Genomic DNA, 19,646 nt, shown 5'->3' with positions numbered 1-19,646 from the left:
GCAGAAATTTTATGAAAACCGTACTACAAATAATAATACTTTCTATTTTTATTATTTCTTGCAAGCAAGGAAATTACAAATATGAAATTTCTGATTTTAGACAAGAATTACAACCCTCATTAAAAATTCTTTCAAAAGAAAATTCACTCCCATCAAAAGACACAATCGCAAGGAATTTTCTTGAAGAAAATGCAACAAAAGATGAATTAACAAAATTAATGGATTCTAAAAATCCTTTGTTAAGAATTATTGCCTATAGAACTATAGTTAATAAAGAAGAATCTCAATATTACGATTTGTTAATTGGTCATTTATCTGATACAGCAAGAGTAAAATACTGGGTTTATGAAGATGTTTTAGATTACAAACAAGTTTCTGATTTGATGATTCGCAAAGCACACGACAGAAATGGCTTGTCACAAATTCAAAAAAAGAAATTGGTTGAGAAAGTTTTGTTAGAACATCCTTATTTAGATATTTCAACTTGGATGATTCAAGACATTGAACCAAATGAAAAATATTATAATCTAATCAAGCAAAGAGCAGAAAAAAGAGGAAAAAATTGTGGAGAACAACTTTCAGCTTGTTATGCTTTGAGTAAATTCAAAAAAAATGAAGATATTAATTTCCTCTATAAAGTTTTTGAAGAAAATTTAGAAAAAGGAGATTGTATAATATGGATTTTTAGAAGTATTGAAAAATTTCCAAATGAAAAATTGTACCCACTTTTAGAAAATTACTTTAATAAAAATATAAAAGGAAAGCTTACTCAAAATGAAAATATTTTTGATGATATTTTATATTTTTCAAGAGCTGTTGCTTCTTATAAAAACGAAAAAGCTATAAAAATTCTAAAATATATTGAACAAAATAACACATATATAAATAAGCCATATTGGCCACCAGCGAATAAAGAATATGTTTATAAAGCTTTGCTAATTAATTACGATCCTATATATGATGATTTTATAAAGAAAATTCAAAAAGAATTTGACAAGGATGAACTAAATCGTATTGGATATTCTAAGCGAGAACTATTAGAATTTAATGAAAAATCGGAATGGTAAAAAAACTTCTGCTAACATAGTATTTCGCGAAAAACGGGCTGAAAGTAAACTTTCATCCCATCTTTTTCCGCTCGCAAAATTGCTTTTCTAAAAACTTCAACTTAAATTAGTTTTAGAAAAGAGCAATTTGCTTGAACGCACGAACTTGAACTTCGTTCAAGTTCTCTCCCGTTCTTCGCAAATACTAGGCTCGTTGTGTGCAATTTTTCGAAAACTTACGCTTTATTTTAATGAATCAAAAAGAATATAACTTTAAATACTCAAAAAGTCTATTAAACTTCGAATTTTTGTCGGTTATTATTACGTTTGGATTATCTGCATATTTATATTTTGAAAAAGAAAATAAAACTTTAGCAATCATTCTTCTAATAATTGGAATAAGCAATTCAATTTACTATATAACAAGAATAACAAATAAAAAAATCCAATTAAAAATTAATTCTAAAGGAATATATTTAAAAAATAAATTTATTTCGTGGAATGCAATAGATGAAATTCAGATTGATAGAAATTATTCAGGAAATATTTCATCAGAATTTTTAACAATTATTACAAAATCAGGAAAAGATTATAATTTAGAAATATCTGAATTAAATGTGAACTCGAAAAAACTAAAACTAATAATTTCTAACTTTAAAAAATAAAAACTGCACACAACATAGTATTTCGCAAAAAATCGGGCTGAAGGCTAACTTTTTATCCATTATTTTCCGCTCGCAAAATTGCTTTTCTTAAAACTTTAAATTAATTTAGTTTCAGCCAAGCAATTTACTTGAACGGACGAACTTGAGCTTTCGCTCAAATTCTCTCCCGTTCTTCGCAAATACTCGGCTCGTTATGTGTAATGCTATGAAAACCGTCCTTATAATAATTTTCTTAACTATTTCATCTCAAATCGTAAATGCTCAAAATAGAGTTTTTAAGATTGAAAAATTCAGTAATAATGAGATTAAGGAAACAAAAATTGACACAATAAACGCTAAACAAATAATTGACTTGAATTTTTATCGTAAAAACTTCTCTAAGCCATATTTATTTCCCACTGAGTTTACAAATCTTAAATATAAAAATGAAGTTGTAGTAAACTGGAATAGTGAAAAGACAGAGAAAGATTTTAAACAAAATTGGACATACACGTTTACATTTGATGAAAATTCGAGAGTTGTAAAATATGAATATTCTGGATGTTTAGTTTGTAGCCAATTACCTTACGAAACGCTAATAAAATACGATAAAAATAAGCGACCAATTGAGCTTATTGAATCTTATAAAACTTTAAAATCAGTAGAATCATCAAAAAATAATTCGCTACATAATTTAACGTCTAAAGTCTATAAAATTGAATACAATGAAAGAAATGAAGTGAGAACTTTACTACTTTACAACTCTGAATATCTGATTGAAAAAATTGAACTTATAAATTAGCACTACACATAACATCGTATTATCCAAAGTTTCTTTGCAAAGTCTTTATTTTAGTGGGTTGATTACTCATTTTATAGCATTTGGTACAACATAAGTACAACAATTGAAAAAGTATGTTTTAAGTCTTTGTTGAGCATAGATTTTAAGCCAAAAAAAACGAAACTTTAACATTTGATCTGGGCTTAAAAATGGGAAATTCGAGCATATAATCCGACTTTATTTAACTGAGCAGTACGATTCATCAACTGATATTCTGCTAATTTTGAACAATAATAATCTCTTGATGCTTTTGCATATCCATTTTGAAGCAACAATTCATTTAAACATTCGCCTGATTCCAGAATAACATAACCTAATTGCCTATGATAAAAATCGTAGGCATTTTTTATTTCTGTAAGTATGGTTATACTATCTCCAACACTCAAAACGTTAGTTATGTAATTTCTTGCCTCTCATCCTAACTCAATCAACAAACTTGCAGGAAGATGTGTTTTTTCTTCATCTGATTTTAATTTTCTATTCATTCGGATTTCTGGTGCATCTATTCCGTATAATCTGATTTCTTTTTCTTCTTTCGAAAAGGCGTGTTTCACAACCAAAGTATCTGCATCTTTGATTTCTAATACATTATAAAATGTTTCCACGTAATAAGGTTCTTTAGCACTGTATTTCATTGTATTGCAATTAGTTACATATTGTCTATACAAATTTAATCAACCAACTTTGTAATACGATTAATATCAATTGTTTAACTAAAAAATTTATTGTTATGGCAAGACAAAAAGGTTTGATGAAATACATCGGTACGATTGGAGATGTACGTCATTTCAAAATTAAAGGGCAACCAGGTTTTTATGCCGGTTTAGTTGGTGGTCCTACTGCTCAGCAAGTGAAAACTGCGCCTGAGTTTGAACGTACTCGTGAAAATATGAATGAGTTTGGTGGTTGTGCTAAGGCAGGGAAATCACTTCGTACTGCTCTATCACAAGTAATGAGTAAAATGGCAGATAGCCAAGTTACAGGTAGATTAACTTCGGTGATGAAGAAAATCAATTTGGAAGATGGTACTGAAGCCAGAGGTTACAGAAAAGTTGAAATTTCTACTCAACGTCAATATTTAATAGGCTTTGAGTTTGACAAACGTCTTTCGATTAATGGTGTTTTTAATGCACCTTACGATGTAGAGCATAACGTAGACAGAAACGAAGCTGATTTTATAATTGCTGCTTTTAATCCTGCTGAATTGGTTTCTGCTCCTGCAGGATCTACACATTTCCGATTGATTAATGCATTGGCTGTATTAGCTGATTTCTCTTTCAATCCTACGACTGGAAATTATGAAGCTGATGATCCTATTAATAACGAATTGAATGTTGTTACGTACTCGGATTATATTCCGTTAAACACTCCGTATGCCGGAGATACGATTTCGGCAGCTTTACCAGGTGCGCCAACTTTAGGAAATAATGTAACGGTTGTACAATGTATTGGTATTGAGTTTTTCCAAGAAGTCAACGGAAACTATTATCCTTTCGCCTCTGGAAACTGCTTGAAAATCGAAGATGCTTTTTAAGCTGTTAATTGGTTAAAGAGTCTTTTCGATTTGAAAAGGCTCTTTTTTGTTTCACTTTAATTGAATGAATGATGAGAGTAAAAATTGTGCGTGTGGCTCAAGGAAAGCAAAGTACGTTGAGTCATTTATACATTGATGGAATCTTTCAAAGTTACCTTTTGGAAGATAAAATACGAGCCGATAAAATTCCAAACCAAACTGCAATTCCTACAGGTGATTTTAAATTGATTGTCAATTCTTGGGGCGGTATGAATACTAAGTATAGAAATCTGATGGGTAAAGTCCACGAAGGTATGATTGAAATCGATCAGCTTCCGAATTTTGATTATGTGTACATCCATATCGGAAATACCTATTTACAAACAGCAGGATGTCCGTTGACTGGGTTTGGTTTTGAATTGATCAATGGTGATTATCAAGTTACCCATAGTCGTAAAGCTTATGATGTGGTTTATCCGAAACTTTTGAAGATTGCCAAAAGCAAAGAAAATCAAATTCGGATTGAGAATAATTTTCAATTCTAAAATCAGAAGCTATGGAAAATGAATTGGTTTTAAATGTCCTTTTTGGTTCAGTTTCAAGTTTATTATTGGCTGTGGTTGCCTACTTTATTAAGCAATTACACTCCGATTTTAAGAAAATGGAAAAGGATATTACAGAAGTAAAAACGATGGCTTTATTAATCAAAACCGAATTTAAAAACAGTTATGATTTACTCAGCCAACGTGTCGAATATTTAGAATCAAGAATTACAACTCTTGAAATGTTGAATCTTAAAAATAAACGTGATGAAAAAGGATAGTTTAAATTTAGTTGAACGAGTAACCAATGAAACGCCTAAATGGTTTAAAATCGTTCGTAATGTCGGATTAGCTTTAACTGCGATTAGCGGAACTCTTTTAGCTGCTCCGGTTGTTCTTCCGGCTACTGTTATTACAGTTGCAGGATATTTGGCTTTAGGTGGTGCAATTGCCAGTGCTGTTGCTCAAACTGCTGTCAAAATTGATGAAGCTGATAATGATTCTAACAAAAAATAGTCTTATAAGACCTTGATAGGACCTTCAGGACTTTTTGAAATCTCATCGTATTGGTGAGATTTTTTTATGCGTGATCACTGCACCCAATTATTTATAGAGGTGGAATATGTACGCTTTATCTCCCAATCGAAGTTGAAATATTGTCGAAAAAGTGGAATCGGAATGAGGAAATCGAAGAAGTGGTTTTGGTTCAAATCCAATGTTTTTTGAAAAGAAAAAAAGAGAAAAAAAAGAAAGCCATTCTTTCAGGAATGGGCGTTTTAAAGGCAAGGTTTTCGAGCAAAATACGACCCGAATGGGTGGAGATTTTGTGAGAAACCCAAAGGGCTTGACCTTGACGTAAAACGACCACTAACTAACTTTGCTATCTTTTTTGTGAATTTTGTTGTGTCTATTCCGGAAAGAACGCACTGGGGCAACTCGCGCAGGTGAAGAAAAGCAAATCAACTTCAAAATAAGGTGGCGAGGGATTGTAGCTGAACATCCCTTTAGGGTGTTTTGCTATACCGAGCCAATTGGTGTGGGCTAATGAGCTATCAAGCAGCACAAAAGTGAGGGGTTACGAATTGCTTTGCAATGGAGTACCGAACGATGTGATGCGACTAGCGGTTTAGCGCAATACACCAATGTGCCTTACTAAAAAACTTTTGCTTTTTCTGAACCTGCAACCGCTTTCTTGGGTGGCGGGGGTGCGTGGCATTTCCTATTGACAAACAAGCATTTTTGTGTGTAACGAAAAGCCGTTAAAAAATGGGCTTGACTGAAAGGAAAGCTTATTTTAGGCTTGGTTTTGCGGAGTTGGGTGAATAAAGCGGAACGCAGTGCAATGAAAGTAAATTTTTTGCTTACTGAAATGGAACGAAGTGAAGCGAAATGAACCTAACGGAGTAAATCGTTGCACAAAAATGATTGTGGCAATACTGCTACTTCATCAAAACCAAAATACGGTTTTTGAAAACGGATGTTCGTGTTTAGAACGAAATAAGCCTATTTGCAAAATCAATTGAATATAGGGCAACAGCGAAAGTTATTGCGGTTAATGTCCCGGGCAGCTTTGCGAAGTATCCCGTTAGGGTATTGCGCAAAACTGGAATTAACCGCAGTTGCTTTTTTGTTGTTGTCCTATGCACTTACCAACTTTGCAAATAGGCGTATTAGTTTGACTGATTATCAATAACTACCTGATGTAGTATTTTGGTTTTGATAACCTTGTAATTAATTTTTCAAGAAAATCAAATAGGGTTCCGAATACTCATCCCAGATAAATGAATTTAATTCTGCGTTGAATTTTAATGATTCTTTGTACAAATCTATGCTTAGGGAAGATGTACAATGAAATTGCTTATTTAATTCGTATAAACCTTGCTTGGGTCTATTGAGTATATTAGCTTCAATAAACATTGGTATAACGCTATATAATCCAATTTCAGTGGCTCTATTTCCACCATATACATTGGAAATGCTTTTAGAAATCGTTTCTGTATTGACTAGGTCTTGTACCGCTAAATATTTCCCGAATGTTCGTAATACGTCAAATGAAAACGGAAACGATGCATTTAATAAAGCAATTAATATTAAGTTTCGGTCATCTTTTCTTTTCAAAACATTCAAAATCTCTTCTTTATGTTGATCTACATAAGGTATTAAGGGATTTTTTAAAATTATTTTATTGATGATTCGTAATGACTTTTTAATTCTATTCTCTCCTGTAAAATCAAGGTGTAATTGTTCTAAGATATATTGCTCATCATACTCCCCACCAAGATAGCTCTGTAATGCAACATGCAAAGCATCTAAAGGTATACGCTGATTGATATCTATGGATTTACTCTTCATTATTTTTAATTTCTATAAATGGAATAAGCACTTCTAAAACATGTGCTCCTCCATGCGTTACTAAAGTATCTTTGTTAGAGAAACTTAGGTTATTTTTAAAATAGAGTGCATTCTCTTCAGATACTACAAAATTTATAAGTTCTGGGTTATTATTGAATAGTTCATCTTTTAACCAGGTATCTGTATATTCAATATGTCTTTCGCTTCGACTACCTGATTTATTGGTACCTAATTTTTCCTTCCCCACTAATGATCTCCAAGATTTAGCTTCTATATTGCCGTGATCGGTTGTCAAAAATACTTTAAAATTGTTTTTTATTAATAGCTCTATGTCATTAAATAGTGATGTTTTCTCTATCCAATTCATTGTCAAATCATATAAATCCTTATAATCATCGGAACTGTGCATTTTATCGTCTAACTCTTTATATACAACCGCAATTTTAGAATAGTTTAGGTTATTTTCTTCTAAGCTTTCACTATGAAAATAGGTGATTTGATGCTTAGGAATTCCCTTTGATATCCAATAGTTCTCCCACATTTTTCTTTCATTTGCAGGAGCCTGTTTATATTCTACTAAAGGATTAGATCCTCTGAAAATTGCTTGTCTTGAAAGTTGTGTAATAGAAGGAATCCAGGAATAAATGGTTTGCTCAGCAGCTTCAACATCTAACTTTTCTTTCAGCAATACATATTGCCAATAGGCTAATCCATCGACTACAATTAATGCTATTTTGTCCTTTATATAATTAAAAGCTAAGTGATCTAAAACTTTAGATACTATTTTAGGTTTCTTTACAGCACTCGAATTTTTAATGTGCTTATAATTCACTTCCAATTCTACTTGGAAAGATTCATTTACTTCTGTAATTAATTCGGCATACTTATTTAAAGTTCCCTTTTTGATTGTTCTTTTGATTAACTCAGCTATATCACGTGCAATGGTATTCCAATTAATGGGTGTATCTGCTAGTGTTTCTTTAATAATTTCAACTAATTGATTTTCTTGTTCGTCCTCGTTTTCTATAAGGCTTTCTGAACGTAATTTTTCAATTAATTTTATAGTATCTGCTTTATTTAATGGAACAAAAACTTCTTGCTTGAATAGCTTATTCAATAATTTACTATCCAAATCCTTTATGGATGGTACATGTAAAAAATTGAAATAATGCTCTAAAGACCATATTAATGCAGACGAATTTGCTATAATATCTGGTAAAAAACCATTATTATCGTCACTGATTAAAACACAATATTCTTCCTCATTTCTTAATTCATATTGGATGCGTAACTCTAAATTGGATCCACATACTACATCAATACCAAAATTCTTTAAAGCAGCAATGATATCTTTACGTTTTAAAAATCCATCAGAATTTTCGACACGAAGAACTTTTGAATGGTAAGATTTTAAATCCTTTGCGATTTGGTATATGAAATTATTCTCCATCTATGCGTATTGTCATCAATAATTTAGAACCAGGAATAACATTACGATATTCTTTCATTTTTGATAACCAGTTGTTGTGTTCTTGGTCTAATCGTTTCAGTTTTGATTCTCTAATGTTTTCAATTCCTATTTTCTCTATTCTTCTTTTTTGTACGTTGTAAGCGTTCTCTTTATTTTTTAATTTTTTATCCAAATTTTCAATTAATTCCGCCTCTAATTTTTTGAATGTTTCGTATAATACCTCATTCACTTTATTTTGGATATCTTGCCAATTCTCAGAGTGTAAAGTAGATTGAAACGAAAAATTATCGTTTAAGCCCATTAATCTTGACCAAATATCGTTGGCATAAGCCGTATATTGTTTGCCATTATCTGCCACAAAACAACTGATGTAATCTAACTTTTGATCTAATTGATTTTTAGCACTTACTTGCCATAAACTCCAATACCCTGAAGTTTCATCTGATTCTTTCGATTTTACAACAGGAATTCCTTTATCGATAGAAAATTCAGAAAGTTGATTTAATAAACTTCTTACAGTGTCATGTTGTAAGGTAATATGCTCTACATCTGGATTATTTAAAGCTACTTCTGGATCAAAAGTAATTTTCTTCTTTTGCCCATTTTCTCCTAAAATAGCATAGCCTAAAGTCGTTGTGGTATAAGAAGTTCCTTTTATTTGCGCATAAGTGGTATATAAATTTTCTAACCAAATAGGCAATGGACTGTGTTTTACATCCGCTGCTTTTTTATATTCAATTTCTTCTTCTTGAACTAAAGGTAAAATGCCTTCTGTTGATTTAAACTCTTTTAATTTACTTTTAATCTCATGCATCCATTTATCACTTGCAAAATCAAATCGTTCTGGATTTAATAAACTTTGTAAATACAATTGATTGACCTTTTTCATATCAATTGCTGAATCCAATACATCCGATGATTTATCAATCCCAAATTGTTCTAAAATATTGGTAAGCTTCTCTTCAATTACCTCATAAACTCTTTGGTCTACACTGTTGTTGGTTAGTAAATTGAAGGCTTGTACAGGATGTTTTTGTCCAATACGGTCTACACGACCAATACGTTGTTCGATCATCATGGGATTCCAAGGTAAATCGTAATTGAAAATCACGTGGCAAAATTGCATGTTCAACGATTCCCCTGCAGCATCTGTTGCTATAAGAATTTGTTTATCTGCTTTAAAGGAAACCAGCGCTCGTTTACGTTCATCTAAATCTTGGCCTCCGTTTATAAATGCCACTTGATATCCTTTTTTAGAAAAGATATCCACTAACATTTTTTGAGTCGTTCTAAATTCTGTAAACACCAAAATCTTAAGATTGGTGTCGTTTTTTTCCTGTTGTAAGGCTTCAAATTTCATTAAAAGCGCTTCTGCTTTGGCATCAATTTCTGTTGCTAAACACTCTTTTGCTTGAGTGATTAATTGAACTAAAATCGCTTCTTCATCTTCTAAACCTTCTGAAGCATTAAAATAGATTCCTTCAAAATCTAAGTCGATTAATTCTTCTTCAGTAGCCGTTTCATAATCATCAGACCAATCGTTATCTGCCTCTAACAAATTATTTTGCAAACGGTATAATCTCTTTTCCATTGCAGATAGAATGGCTAAAGTAGAACTGCTTACCAAACGTTGGAAAAGAATCATAATTAAGCCTGTTGCTTTATTCTTAGTACGTTTAGCGGTATTGAATCCTTTAATGACATATTGGGTTACGGCTTCGTACAATGCCATTTGTTTGGCATGTTTGTTTATATCCAGCAACACATCCAATTTGTAGGTAAATCGTTCGTTGAACAATTTATTCCCTTCGTAATCAACTGCATTTCTTTTTTCTGTACGAATCACGTATTGTTCAAGTTCTGAAATTTCCGGTAAACCATCACCAGCAAAGGCATCTGGATCTAATAATTGTAAAATACGTCTGAAATGATCTGCTTTCCCTCTATGTGGGGTTGCCGTTAATAACAAAACATTTGGTACAGCATTGCACAATTCTTGCGCCAATACATACCTTGAAACTAAGGCATTGGCTCCACCCATTTTGTGTGCTTCGTCTATAATCACCAAATCGAAATCCGCATTCAGAACCGCATCCATACGGTAACGGTTGTATTCGTCTATGCGCTCTTGTGTCCAGCCTTGTCTACGGTCTAATGGTTTTAACGCATCGGTAGAAACAATGACTTGGTGGTGTTGACGCCAAAAGTTAAACTCTTCATCGGCGTTGATGTTTGAAAAAGTACGTGCTAAAGAAGTAATCATTTCTGAATCGTAGATATGGAAAACCTCGTTAAAATGCTCTTTTAACTCGGCTTGCCATTGCAGCATAGAGGATTTGGGAACGATAACCAATACCCGTTTGATTTCGCCTCTAAGTTTTAATTCCTTCAGGATTAGTCCTGTTTCTATGGTTTTTCCCATACCCACTTCATCTGCTAGCATGAAACGATTTTGTTCGGCTTGCATTACTTTCTCTAACACTAAGATTTGATGTGGCAAAGGCACCAAACTGCTTTCGTAAGGTGCAAGGATATTTTTCTTGGCAACCTCATCTTTTATCTTAGCCGCCAAAGCCACATAACGAATATGTGGCAGGTGGATGGTTTTCTCGTCTTCTTGTAGTTCTTGAAAAGGAACTTCTATGAATGTATTATTTTCTAAAAGACGTATCCAGGCAATTTTATGCCCGAATACCTCTTTTGTTCCTATGAGTTCGCATGGTTGGTTTTGATACAGCATTGTAGAATTTAGATTTTAGCAGCAGCAATATCGTAGAATTGTAATAAGACTTCGTCTTCCATTAATAGGTTATTTGGAATGCGATCGCCTATGGTTACTATCGTTTTAAAATCTTTGTCTTGGTAGCATTGTTTGAACCCTACACGTAGCGCTTCTACACGTACTTCTTTTAGCTTCCCTTTTGGTTTGGCTGCTTCTGTTTTATAGTCTTCGAATATTTTTAATAAACGTTTGTTTCTTAGTTTCTCTAAATCGGCTTCGTTTTCTGCATCCGGTACATACCATTTCCCCGTATCGTCTTTTAAGAAGTTTTCTTCTAATATTTGGCGCATTTCTGGCAAGCTATCTCCTTTGCGCATGTTACCCGCTACTTCGCGCATCCATAATGGATGTAAATCTGATTCTGTTCTACGCTCTTTCTCTAACAATTGGCGTAACCAATAAACGGCATCTTGTTCTGAACCGACAAATAAACTCATTTGGATGAACTCTGGAACTTCTGCTTTTTTGCGCTCGTATTCTTCCACTTGCTCTTGGGTAAAGTACATGCCATCGCGCTCTACAAAACGTTCTTTTAAACCTTCTTGGAATTTACCTGCATCGATAGGCACAGGAAGTGAACGTTGTACATAAAAGGCAATTAAACGGTCGAATAAAATTTTGGCACTACGCTCTACTACTGCTGTTGTCGCATTGTCTTTGACCAAATGGATTGGTAAATGTGCTAAATGCTCCTCTACAAAATCCCAAACACCCATTGAAGAATGTTGCGATTTTTGGAATTTGGTATCGAACTCAGAAGACGGTTTATAACATGAGATAACTAAGTCTTGTTTTACCGCAGTTGTATATGTCATAGATTTTATTCCTCCGTGTTTTTTGTCTAAGGCCGCAACATTAGCAACAACAAATCCAGCATTTACTAATGCCGTTTGAATACCGTTCCATACCGCCGCAGAAGTATTAGAAAACTCAACCGTCATCCATTTTCCCGGTTTTAATATTCTATAATAATCTTTAAAACAATCGATCATTAACTTTTGATACTCTAATGTTGACTTATTCTGTGTTGAATTTTCAATTGCCTCTGGTTTATTATCTGTAAAAACACCTAACCAAGATTCCCAAATATAATTTAACTCAGAATACATAATATTAGCGCCAAAAGGAGGATCTGTGAATATATAATCAATAGAATTATCCTTAATTTGATTAGATTGAGCAGGATTTGTTGATGTAATTACACCTGAATTATCCCATGAAAAGTTAGGGATTTTAGATTTGATTAAATCAAAAAAGTTTTGTTCAACATATTCACTAGAAATATATAAAGTACCACTTAGAGGTCCATTAACTTCACCATGCGGGGTTCTTGGTTTCAAAACATATCTATTCAATTTTGTCAGGTTTCTAGATAAAATACTAGTTGCAACAAACTTTTCTTGCAAATGAAGTTGTGACCATATTTCAGATATTAAAATCAAATTTCGTTTTGTGTAAAAATCTGAAACACGATTAATCCCATTGTGAACACCCGCTCGCCAAGTATCACCCCATTGAGTGCCTTTACCTAAAAAAATATAATCTGGATACCAATTTGAAATTTTTAAATTTGAAATTTTATTTATTATTTCTAAATCATATGTTTCTGTTTTTTTAAAATACCTTTTTTTATTAAAAGTATAATTTATTAAAACTGGATTATAAGATTTAATTCTAATAGCTTCACCAATGTTTCTATCAAATACTGTTTCTGTTTTGGATACACAATTTTCTTTTTTTAATAGCGATTGACATTTAGGACAATTAAACTCCTTTTTCATTCTTCCGTTAACTGTATCTGCTGTCTCATCCCATAACGTAATTTCATGATTACAATCCGGACATTGCACCACTTCGCTCCATACAATAAAGTTTATTCTCCCTGTTGCTCCATTTGTATGTTTTGTTTCATACATCCAGCTGTATTTATCATTCAGTTTTTCTAATTTATCTAAAATTGATTTTTCAATTAGACTTGTTTGATACTTACTATTTAAATTCGCTGAAATAAAAGTTGCTGCTGGTGCTAAATCTGAAACAACCGCATTTCTTTTCCCCCAAATAGGATACTGTTTATGTACAGAGAAATATTCTTGATTTAATTTATTTTTTAAATCTGCATCAGGATTTTCACATTGACTTGCTGCCACACCGGTCATTCCTGTCCCTGCAAACCCATCAAACACCACATCACCCGGTTGTGTATAATGCAATAAATAACGCATAATGGCCGGATGTGGCACTTTTGTATGATAAGTATGTAATGTATAAAATGGATTATTTTTTCCTTCACTTACATCCGCAGCATAGGGTTCAGTCACTTCAAAATCAGGTACACGTTTGCCTTCTTTTTCTAACTGTTTTTTCTCCTCTTCCCATTCTGCAATAAAATCGTTGATCCATGGATTGGGGCAAGCGGTATAAAATGGCGGATCGGATAGGTTGATGATGTCATCATCTTCCCCAATCGGGAATCCTTCTATCTCTTTTAGTTCTGGTAATTTTTTGAGTAACTCTTCACGGAAATATGCACGTCTTTCCTCGTCGTTGGCAAATGTTTGGCCTAAGACGGTTACTGGACCATTTGTATGTTGATCTTCTTTTTGGAATAAATCTAATGTCATGTGTAAGAATTTGGTTATTGGTTATTCGTTAGCATCTTCATTGGAGAAATTACAGGAATGATGATGTTATGGATGCCATGGTTGGCTAATTTTTCGAAAAGAATACCTCTTGTAGTAGAAAGCGCAATGCCTAAAATGGTTGCAATAATGGTTGCAGAAAATTTAGGTAATCCGTTCTCTTTGATGGTATAAAAGTCTTCTAAATTTTCGATATGAAAATGATAATCCATGTCTAATTGCAATAATTGCTCTTCCGAATTATTTCGAAAAGAGCAACTAATGTCTAATTTCAGCCGTTTATCTTCTAAATTGTGCATTAAACGATGTGCAATATTCAGTTTATGATCGGCTGTATTTTTAAAAGCTTGCGTATTGATATTAAACTCACGAATTTCCAGGTGAAATAAGTGAATTTTATCCGCATCTATTGTTGGTTTATTTTCCATGTTACAAGGCAATTTCGTAAGCTTGATCTGCGTAAGATTCTTGGTAGTCGTTTACCTTTTGTACATAGTCTTCCGCACCTTTGATCGTACCCAAATACACGTATTCGTATTGTTTGATTGGCTCGGTATGTACTAAACAAATACCTAACGCTTGCTCCATTTTGATGATGCTTTTTAGCGTTAAGTTGTGCATACCCGAAAGCCATTTAGATACTTCGGATGGTGTTTTATCCATAGCTTTTGCTAAGTCTTGGGATTTCCATCCTTTAGCTTCCATTGCAACACGTACTTTTTCGGTAATTGCTAAGTTTTTCTCAACGAACTTATCAATTTCTGGATCACCGTATTGGTCTAACCAATCTGATATGATGTTGTTTTTTTTCATTTTTTACCAATTTAGTTCAAAATCATCGTCAACAATGATGTCTGTGAGTTCATCATTTAATTTTATTCCATGACCAAATGATTTCTCTAACAATTCAGTTAATTTATTCGCTAATCGAAAATGTGGTCTAACATTATCACAGTCTTGCGCTGTTGCTGCCGTTTTGATATCCCCATTAAATAAGAACACTACATGTTCATTCACTCTAAATGTATACAGTCTAAGATTGTTGGTTTCACCAGACTGTGACTCATCATCCCATTCAACAAATGTTGGTTGCCAGTTTGGATTTACAGGTGGTAAAGCAGATGCATCAGCCGTTTCGGCTTCATTTCTAAAATATTCCAATTTTGCTGCATATCTATTACCAATCCATTTTATCCAACTCATAATATGATTGAACTTTTCATAGTTATGCTTGGAATGTTTAGTGATGAATTTTTCAAATAACGAAACATCTCCATCTTCTTCCAAACATATAGAGTAATACTCTACCAATCGATATGAATTTATATGTTTAATTTTAGCAAAGTTATTCACTTATAAGTTAATTAGCAAGTAAAATTCACTTTAAAGTGAATTTTACTTAATAATGATTCTGATTTTATCTCTTTCTTTCCCTTTTGCAAGACCATCCACATAAGCTTTAAACTTTTCGATAGCTTCGTCTGGCGTTAATGGTTTTGTAAAGGAAGATTTTAATTCATCGTAACCGATTTCAACCTTCTCTAATCCTTTATGCAAATTGGTAATGGCATTGCGGATGCTTAACGCATTCGACTTTGAAAGTTGTACCGCACCCGATTTGAATTGGTTTAGAATATCTTGCTCCGTCTCATCTAATAAACTGATTTTCTTTTTCACCATCGGATCTTCTAAAATTTCCAATAGCGATTGATTCCATTGTTCAAGAATATTTGATAGTTCTTGTTTTAATCGTTTTACAGAAGTCTCTTTAACATTGATGTACTCATGCGGATTGAAATCATGGAAAGGAACATTCAGCACAGCTTCTTTATTGACTTTGCTATCTGCTACTTGTAATTTATTAATTTGCTCCATCCATTTAAAGTATGGAGAAGACGAAATATAATCTGCCTCTTTTAAGATTTGAACGATTGCATGTTCATCCGAATCTAAAATGGCCATTTTATCGGTATGTTCTCTTTGACTGATTCTACATTTTAAATACTGCTCCAAATACCAATTGGCATATTTTTCTTTTAAAGCAGAAAGCTCTTGTTTGTATTGTACTAAAGTTGCTTTGTCATTTTCTTGAACAATCTGAGGCAATTTATTTAAATGCACGTTTACTTCGTTCTTTAAACTTTCCTCTGTAATGTATTGCTTGGCTTGTTGTACATAAGAAACTTCTTGATCCAAATCAGTGATTTGATTTAATAATTTTTGTACCTCAAGCACTTGCTCTTTATAAGGCATTAAGCGTGCAATATCTTCTGTAGAAAAAGCAAAGTTTTTCATTTTTGCTTCAGAAGTATAGTTTTGTAGCTTGTCGCAAAATCCGCTGAATGCTGTAAAGTTTTGACGGTATTTAGATGCTTGATCTGGGCTTATGATTTCAATACCTTTATATACATACCCATTCTGAATTTTACTTAATAAAGCAACGGTTTTTTTCGCTAGATCTGATGAAGCTTGTACTAAATGAGTGTAAGTTGATGGATCACTTAAATGTCCGCTTAAATCTCGTCCTACAATCCCAATAAACATTTCTTTAATTGCTGCAAGATTTAAACCTTTTGGTCTTTTTACATGCGTAAAGCTCCAAAAATCTTCTTTTTGGATGGTCTTTAAATCGTTTAAGTTTGTTGAATTAATCACTTTACCCGAATGTAATGTAATTTCTAACTCGCCTAAAGCGGCTAAAGTAGCCAAGACCACAAATTCTAATTCAGCTTCAATTTTAAAATCTTTCGATAACCATAAATCAACGCTTTTTTCTACATATTCAATGATTTCATCACGATTTAAAACCTTATCGTCTCCTTTATCTTTTAATAACTTTACGATAGATTGAGCATAAGGTGAGTGGCTATAATCTAAACGACCTGGTACCCATAAACCAAGACCTGCTAAAAGACCTTCTCCATCTCTATTTAATTGTTCTGGATTGGCAATTTTAGTTAAAGCTTGCTTTATTAATTTATCGTAATTGTCTTTAGTTATTGGCGTATTTAATTGACTAAACTTAGGAAAGTTTGGTCTTTCGTCGTTAAACCAAGGCTCGAATACAATAGAAGCCACAGTAGAGAAAATCTGCTCCTTAGAAGCACCTTGCCCCGGTAAAGGATAACCGTTAAGTGGTAATTCTTTTCCTTGGTATTCTACCTGCGTAATTTGAACAAACTCTTGGTTAAAAATATCTCTCGCTTTTTTATTTAATTCATCAATTTTTTGACGGTAAATAGGTTTTTGCGAACTATCTGCTCTTACTTCTAGCGCTAAAGCTGCACCATATAAAGTGATGTACTCTTTGAATTCTTTCGAAATGTTATCGAAAGTAAAATAGACTTCATCCTCTTCGTTATTTTTGATTTTTTTAGTATCATCAAAAATTGGCATAAAATACATATAGAAATGTTGTCGCGGATGTGTCGTTGATTTCTCATTTGGATTACCAAAAAAGATGTATCCGTCGCGATAGATTTTATGCGACTGCCATTCGATGGCATGTGACCAAATTTTAAACCCCGTTCTGTAGGTATCATAATCAAGTGGAAGGTTTACTTCTAAGAATTTAAAGAAGCATTCATCCTTTTGATTATCAGACATTATCGCTGCATAATCTTTGATTTTTTGATCGAAATTAATTCCCCCTTCAATTCTAAGATGAAACTCTCCGTTGTCATTATTCTTATCGAAATATTGACCAGAAGTTGCTGTAATGATTTGGTTTGCTGCAGAATCAATGATATCGATTAAGAAATCTCTATCAAAAGCATTTTTATCTGTTAAACATAAATCATCTACCAATAATTCGGTATTGGTCCCATTTTGCTTTTGTAATTCGTGTTGAATAATTTTAATGGCACAAGCATTGGTAATTCTTGTCGCAATATCTTTTTTAGAACTCCTTACCCCAGTGAAGTAGGTCTCGATTTTATCGTAAATCGTATCAGTTACTTCCTTCACTTTTCTGATATCTGGTTCAGACATCATAGATTGATCATTCGATATATCTTTCCAGTATTGATCATAGGTCAATAAACCAGGATTATCTGATGGTATCTCTTGATCTAATAAATCTTTGAATTGGTTGGATAATGTTTTTAAAATTTCTCGTTGACTTTTACCAATTCTAATTTTTTCAAAATTTTCGAAATAACTTGGGTGTACAGGGAATAAATCTATATAATGCTCTGTACGGGCATGCATATCCGTAAAGAATAGTAAAAATTTATCCAGATGTTTCTTAATCTTTTGTTTTTGATGTTCGTCTTTACGTAATAAACGATTTTTTACAATGAAAGACACATCATCTTTTGTGATTAAAATATCTTTGTATCGATCATTTACCTTTTGTAACATTTCTGATTGAAACTGAAACTCTGGAGAATGATAAATCATTTCTTGTACCCCGAAAATGAATTTAAATTTTGACTTATCACAAGCCTGACCTAACGCTTGAAGAACTGCTAAGTCTTGACTTAAATCTTGTGAGCCCGAACGACCTTTAAGGTAAGCAAGCATCTCATCTATTACGATAAGAAGTCCTTTATCTGGGAACTTCTCTTCGTATTCTGCCATCATCAACTGAAGCTTTTCTAAAAATGATTTAGCTCCAAGACTTTCGAAAGAAAATGATACCCCAATTGATTCTAAATACTCCTCTAATTTGTATGTTACAATCTCCCATAAGGAAATCGTATGTCCTAATTCGAATCGTAGAACATTAAATTTACCTGCAATCTTTTTTAGTTCATCTTTTGCTTTTTCGTCCTGAACCAATTCCACTAACGATTCGTCTTCAGCAATCAAAGAAACTAAGGACATGGTATGAGATTTACCGGTACCGTAGTTACCTACAACTTGTAAACCGAAGCTTTCTTCTGTATATTCTAAATCTAGATTACGTACCATCAAAGGAATAAGTATATCTTTGAAGGTAGATGAGAAAACGAATGTTTTTACAAGATTCTGTTGGTATGCTGATTCATTAGTTCTGTTGAACTTAACAACTTCTGTTATGGGTTCAAAACTAATTAGTTCATTGTATTTCATATTACGATGTGGCTTATGTTATTTAAGTCTATTTTATGGTTATCATTTTTTGTTAGGAAATAAAGTTGATTGGTATCAATTTCTCCTTCCCATTTTAATATCAATGTATTGTTTTGAGAATAATCTGATAAAAATTTTTCTACGTTAAATTTCAATTCAGGTTCAAGGAGTAATCCGATATTTTCAATTGCAATTGTTTCACCGAATTCCTTATGTTGTATTTTGTTTTTTACTATAATATCATCAAGTAATTGATTGATTTTGAAAACTATCTTTCTTTTATCTGTATTACTTAATTCCAATGCTAATAATTTCCCAATATCCATCCAATTTATTTCTTCCAGATTGAAATGGTTTTTACTAATTATCAACCGATTTCTAGGATATGAATTTAAAAAACTAACTATTTTATCTTTACAAGTATTCATGGAGGATAATAGAAAATGTTAAAATTCAAATATATTAAAATGAAAGCAATTTAAAACATAATAATTAACATAATAATGTACTATTTAATATAGTTGTTCATTAGATATTTAATACAATTAAAATCTATATTTAGATATTAAGTAACCTAAGTAACCAAATTTCGGCAAAAACATTTTTTTGTTTTTTGAGGTTTAGAAAAAACTGTTTCAAACGAAGATATTAATGCAATAAGGAGAACTATGCGTTCTCCTTTACTTTGATTTTAGCTTATGTTTCTAGTTTTTTATTTTGATGATTTTACAATTTTTTCTTTTGGTCAAATTTGGTTA

The 19,646-nt window shown here is 32.5% G+C and carries 18 protein-coding genes; 7 read left to right on the top strand and 11 right to left on the bottom strand.

The window, feature by feature from the left end; all coding sequences use genetic code 11:
* Window positions 1-11 precede the first annotated feature (11 nt).
* The 3 genes from J9309_RS09705 (at window position 12) to J9309_RS09695 (ending at window position 2,492) form a co-directional block, all read left to right on the top strand.
* Window positions 12-1,067, top strand: coding sequence for a hypothetical protein (locus tag J9309_RS09705; protein ID WP_230475694.1), 1,056 nt, complete (start codon window positions 12-14; stop codon window positions 1,065-1,067).
* 230 nt (window positions 1,068-1,297) lie between these two features.
* On the top strand, window positions 1,298-1,711 hold the full coding sequence (locus J9309_RS09700) for a hypothetical protein (protein WP_230475693.1): 414 nt from the start codon (window positions 1,298-1,300) through the stop codon (window positions 1,709-1,711).
* Between the two features lie 205 nt (window positions 1,712-1,916).
* Window positions 1,917-2,492: a hypothetical protein gene (locus tag J9309_RS09695; RefSeq protein WP_230475692.1), complete on the top strand. Its 576-nt coding sequence runs from the start codon at window positions 1,917-1,919 to the stop codon at window positions 2,490-2,492.
* A gap of 182 nt (window positions 2,493-2,674) precedes the next feature.
* Here J9309_RS09695 and J9309_RS09690 read toward each other — a convergent pair whose 3' ends face one another.
* Window positions 2,675-2,929 (bottom strand): thermonuclease family protein, encoded by a 255-nt coding sequence (locus J9309_RS09690; protein ID WP_317192145.1) that lies wholly within the window; start codon window positions 2,927-2,929, stop codon window positions 2,675-2,677.
* A 15-nt stretch (window positions 2,930-2,944) separates the two neighbouring features.
* Window positions 2,945-3,166: a hypothetical protein gene (locus J9309_RS09685; RefSeq protein WP_230475690.1), complete on the bottom strand. Its 222-nt coding sequence runs from the start codon at window positions 3,164-3,166 to the stop codon at window positions 2,945-2,947.
* Between the two features lie 95 nt (window positions 3,167-3,261).
* Between J9309_RS09685 and J9309_RS09680 the strand changes: the two genes are divergently transcribed.
* From J9309_RS09680 to J9309_RS09665, 4 genes are all read left to right on the top strand, one after another.
* The gene (locus J9309_RS09680; protein WP_230475689.1) at window positions 3,262-4,065 is read left to right on the top strand and encodes a hypothetical protein; all 804 of its coding nucleotides are present in this window, start codon (window positions 3,262-3,264) and stop codon (window positions 4,063-4,065) included.
* 68 nt (window positions 4,066-4,133) lie between these two features.
* Window positions 4,134-4,589: a DUF5675 family protein gene (locus J9309_RS09675; RefSeq protein ID WP_230475688.1), complete on the top strand. Its 456-nt coding sequence runs from the start codon at window positions 4,134-4,136 to the stop codon at window positions 4,587-4,589.
* Window positions 4,590-4,600: 11 nt separating this feature from the next.
* Window positions 4,601-4,867, top strand: coding sequence for a hypothetical protein (locus tag J9309_RS09670; RefSeq protein WP_068599396.1), 267 nt, complete (start codon window positions 4,601-4,603; stop codon window positions 4,865-4,867).
* Entirely contained in the window at window positions 4,854-5,102 is a 249-nt protein-coding gene (locus tag J9309_RS09665; protein ID WP_230475687.1) for a hypothetical protein, read from the top strand. Before J9309_RS09670 ends, J9309_RS09665 begins: the two co-directional genes overlap by 14 nt.
* A gap of 1,215 nt (window positions 5,103-6,317) precedes the next feature.
* On the opposite strand, the gene J9309_RS09660 is transcribed toward J9309_RS09665, so the two are convergent.
* The 9 genes from J9309_RS09660 to J9309_RS09620 all read right to left on the bottom strand — a co-directional run bounded on the left by J9309_RS09660 (window position 6,318) and on the right by J9309_RS09620 (window position 19,214).
* The gene (locus J9309_RS09660) at window positions 6,318-6,938 is read right to left on the bottom strand and encodes a hypothetical protein (protein WP_230475686.1); all 621 of its coding nucleotides are present in this window, start codon (window positions 6,936-6,938) and stop codon (window positions 6,318-6,320) included.
* A complete protein-coding gene (locus tag J9309_RS09655; RefSeq protein WP_230475685.1) occupies window positions 6,928-8,388 on the bottom strand; it encodes a PglZ domain-containing protein in 1,461 nt (486 codons plus the stop codon). The genes J9309_RS09660 and J9309_RS09655 overlap by 11 nt, the downstream gene beginning before the upstream one ends.
* Window positions 8,378-11,149 (bottom strand): helicase-related protein, encoded by a 2,772-nt coding sequence (locus tag J9309_RS09650; RefSeq protein WP_230475684.1) that lies wholly within the window; start codon window positions 11,147-11,149, stop codon window positions 8,378-8,380. Before J9309_RS09650 ends, J9309_RS09655 begins: the two co-directional genes overlap by 11 nt.
* An 8-nt stretch (window positions 11,150-11,157) precedes the next feature.
* Window positions 11,158-13,815 carry a DNA methyltransferase gene (locus tag J9309_RS09645; RefSeq protein WP_230475683.1) on the bottom strand — a complete coding sequence of 886 codons (2,658 nt, stop codon included), beginning with the start codon at window positions 13,813-13,815 and terminating at the stop codon, window positions 11,158-11,160.
* Window positions 13,816-13,829: 14 nt separating this feature from the next.
* The gene (locus J9309_RS09640) at window positions 13,830-14,261 is read right to left on the bottom strand and encodes a hypothetical protein (protein WP_230475682.1); all 432 of its coding nucleotides are present in this window, start codon (window positions 14,259-14,261) and stop codon (window positions 13,830-13,832) included.
* Window position 14,262: 1 nt separating this feature from the next.
* Window positions 14,263-14,646, bottom strand: a complete 384-nt coding sequence (locus J9309_RS09635) for a helix-turn-helix domain-containing protein (RefSeq protein ID WP_230475681.1) — start codon at window positions 14,644-14,646, stop codon at window positions 14,263-14,265.
* Between the two features lie 3 nt (window positions 14,647-14,649).
* Window positions 14,650-15,144 (bottom strand): hypothetical protein, encoded by a 495-nt coding sequence (locus J9309_RS09630; protein WP_230475680.1) that lies wholly within the window; start codon window positions 15,142-15,144, stop codon window positions 14,650-14,652.
* A gap of 84 nt (window positions 15,145-15,228) precedes the next feature.
* Window positions 15,229-18,888: a DUF6079 family protein gene (locus tag J9309_RS09625; RefSeq protein WP_230475679.1), complete on the bottom strand. Its 3,660-nt coding sequence runs from the start codon at window positions 18,886-18,888 to the stop codon at window positions 15,229-15,231.
* Window positions 18,885-19,214: a hypothetical protein gene (locus J9309_RS09620; RefSeq protein WP_230475678.1), complete on the bottom strand. Its 330-nt coding sequence runs from the start codon at window positions 19,212-19,214 to the stop codon at window positions 18,885-18,887. Before J9309_RS09620 ends, J9309_RS09625 begins: the two co-directional genes overlap by 4 nt.
* Window positions 19,215-19,646 lie beyond the last annotated feature (432 nt).

The organism is Faecalibacter bovis, from assembly GCF_017948305.1.
Lineage (GTDB): Bacteria > Bacteroidota > Bacteroidia > Flavobacteriales > Weeksellaceae > Empedobacter > Empedobacter bovis.
This window is presented reverse-complemented; position numbering and strand designations above follow the sequence as displayed.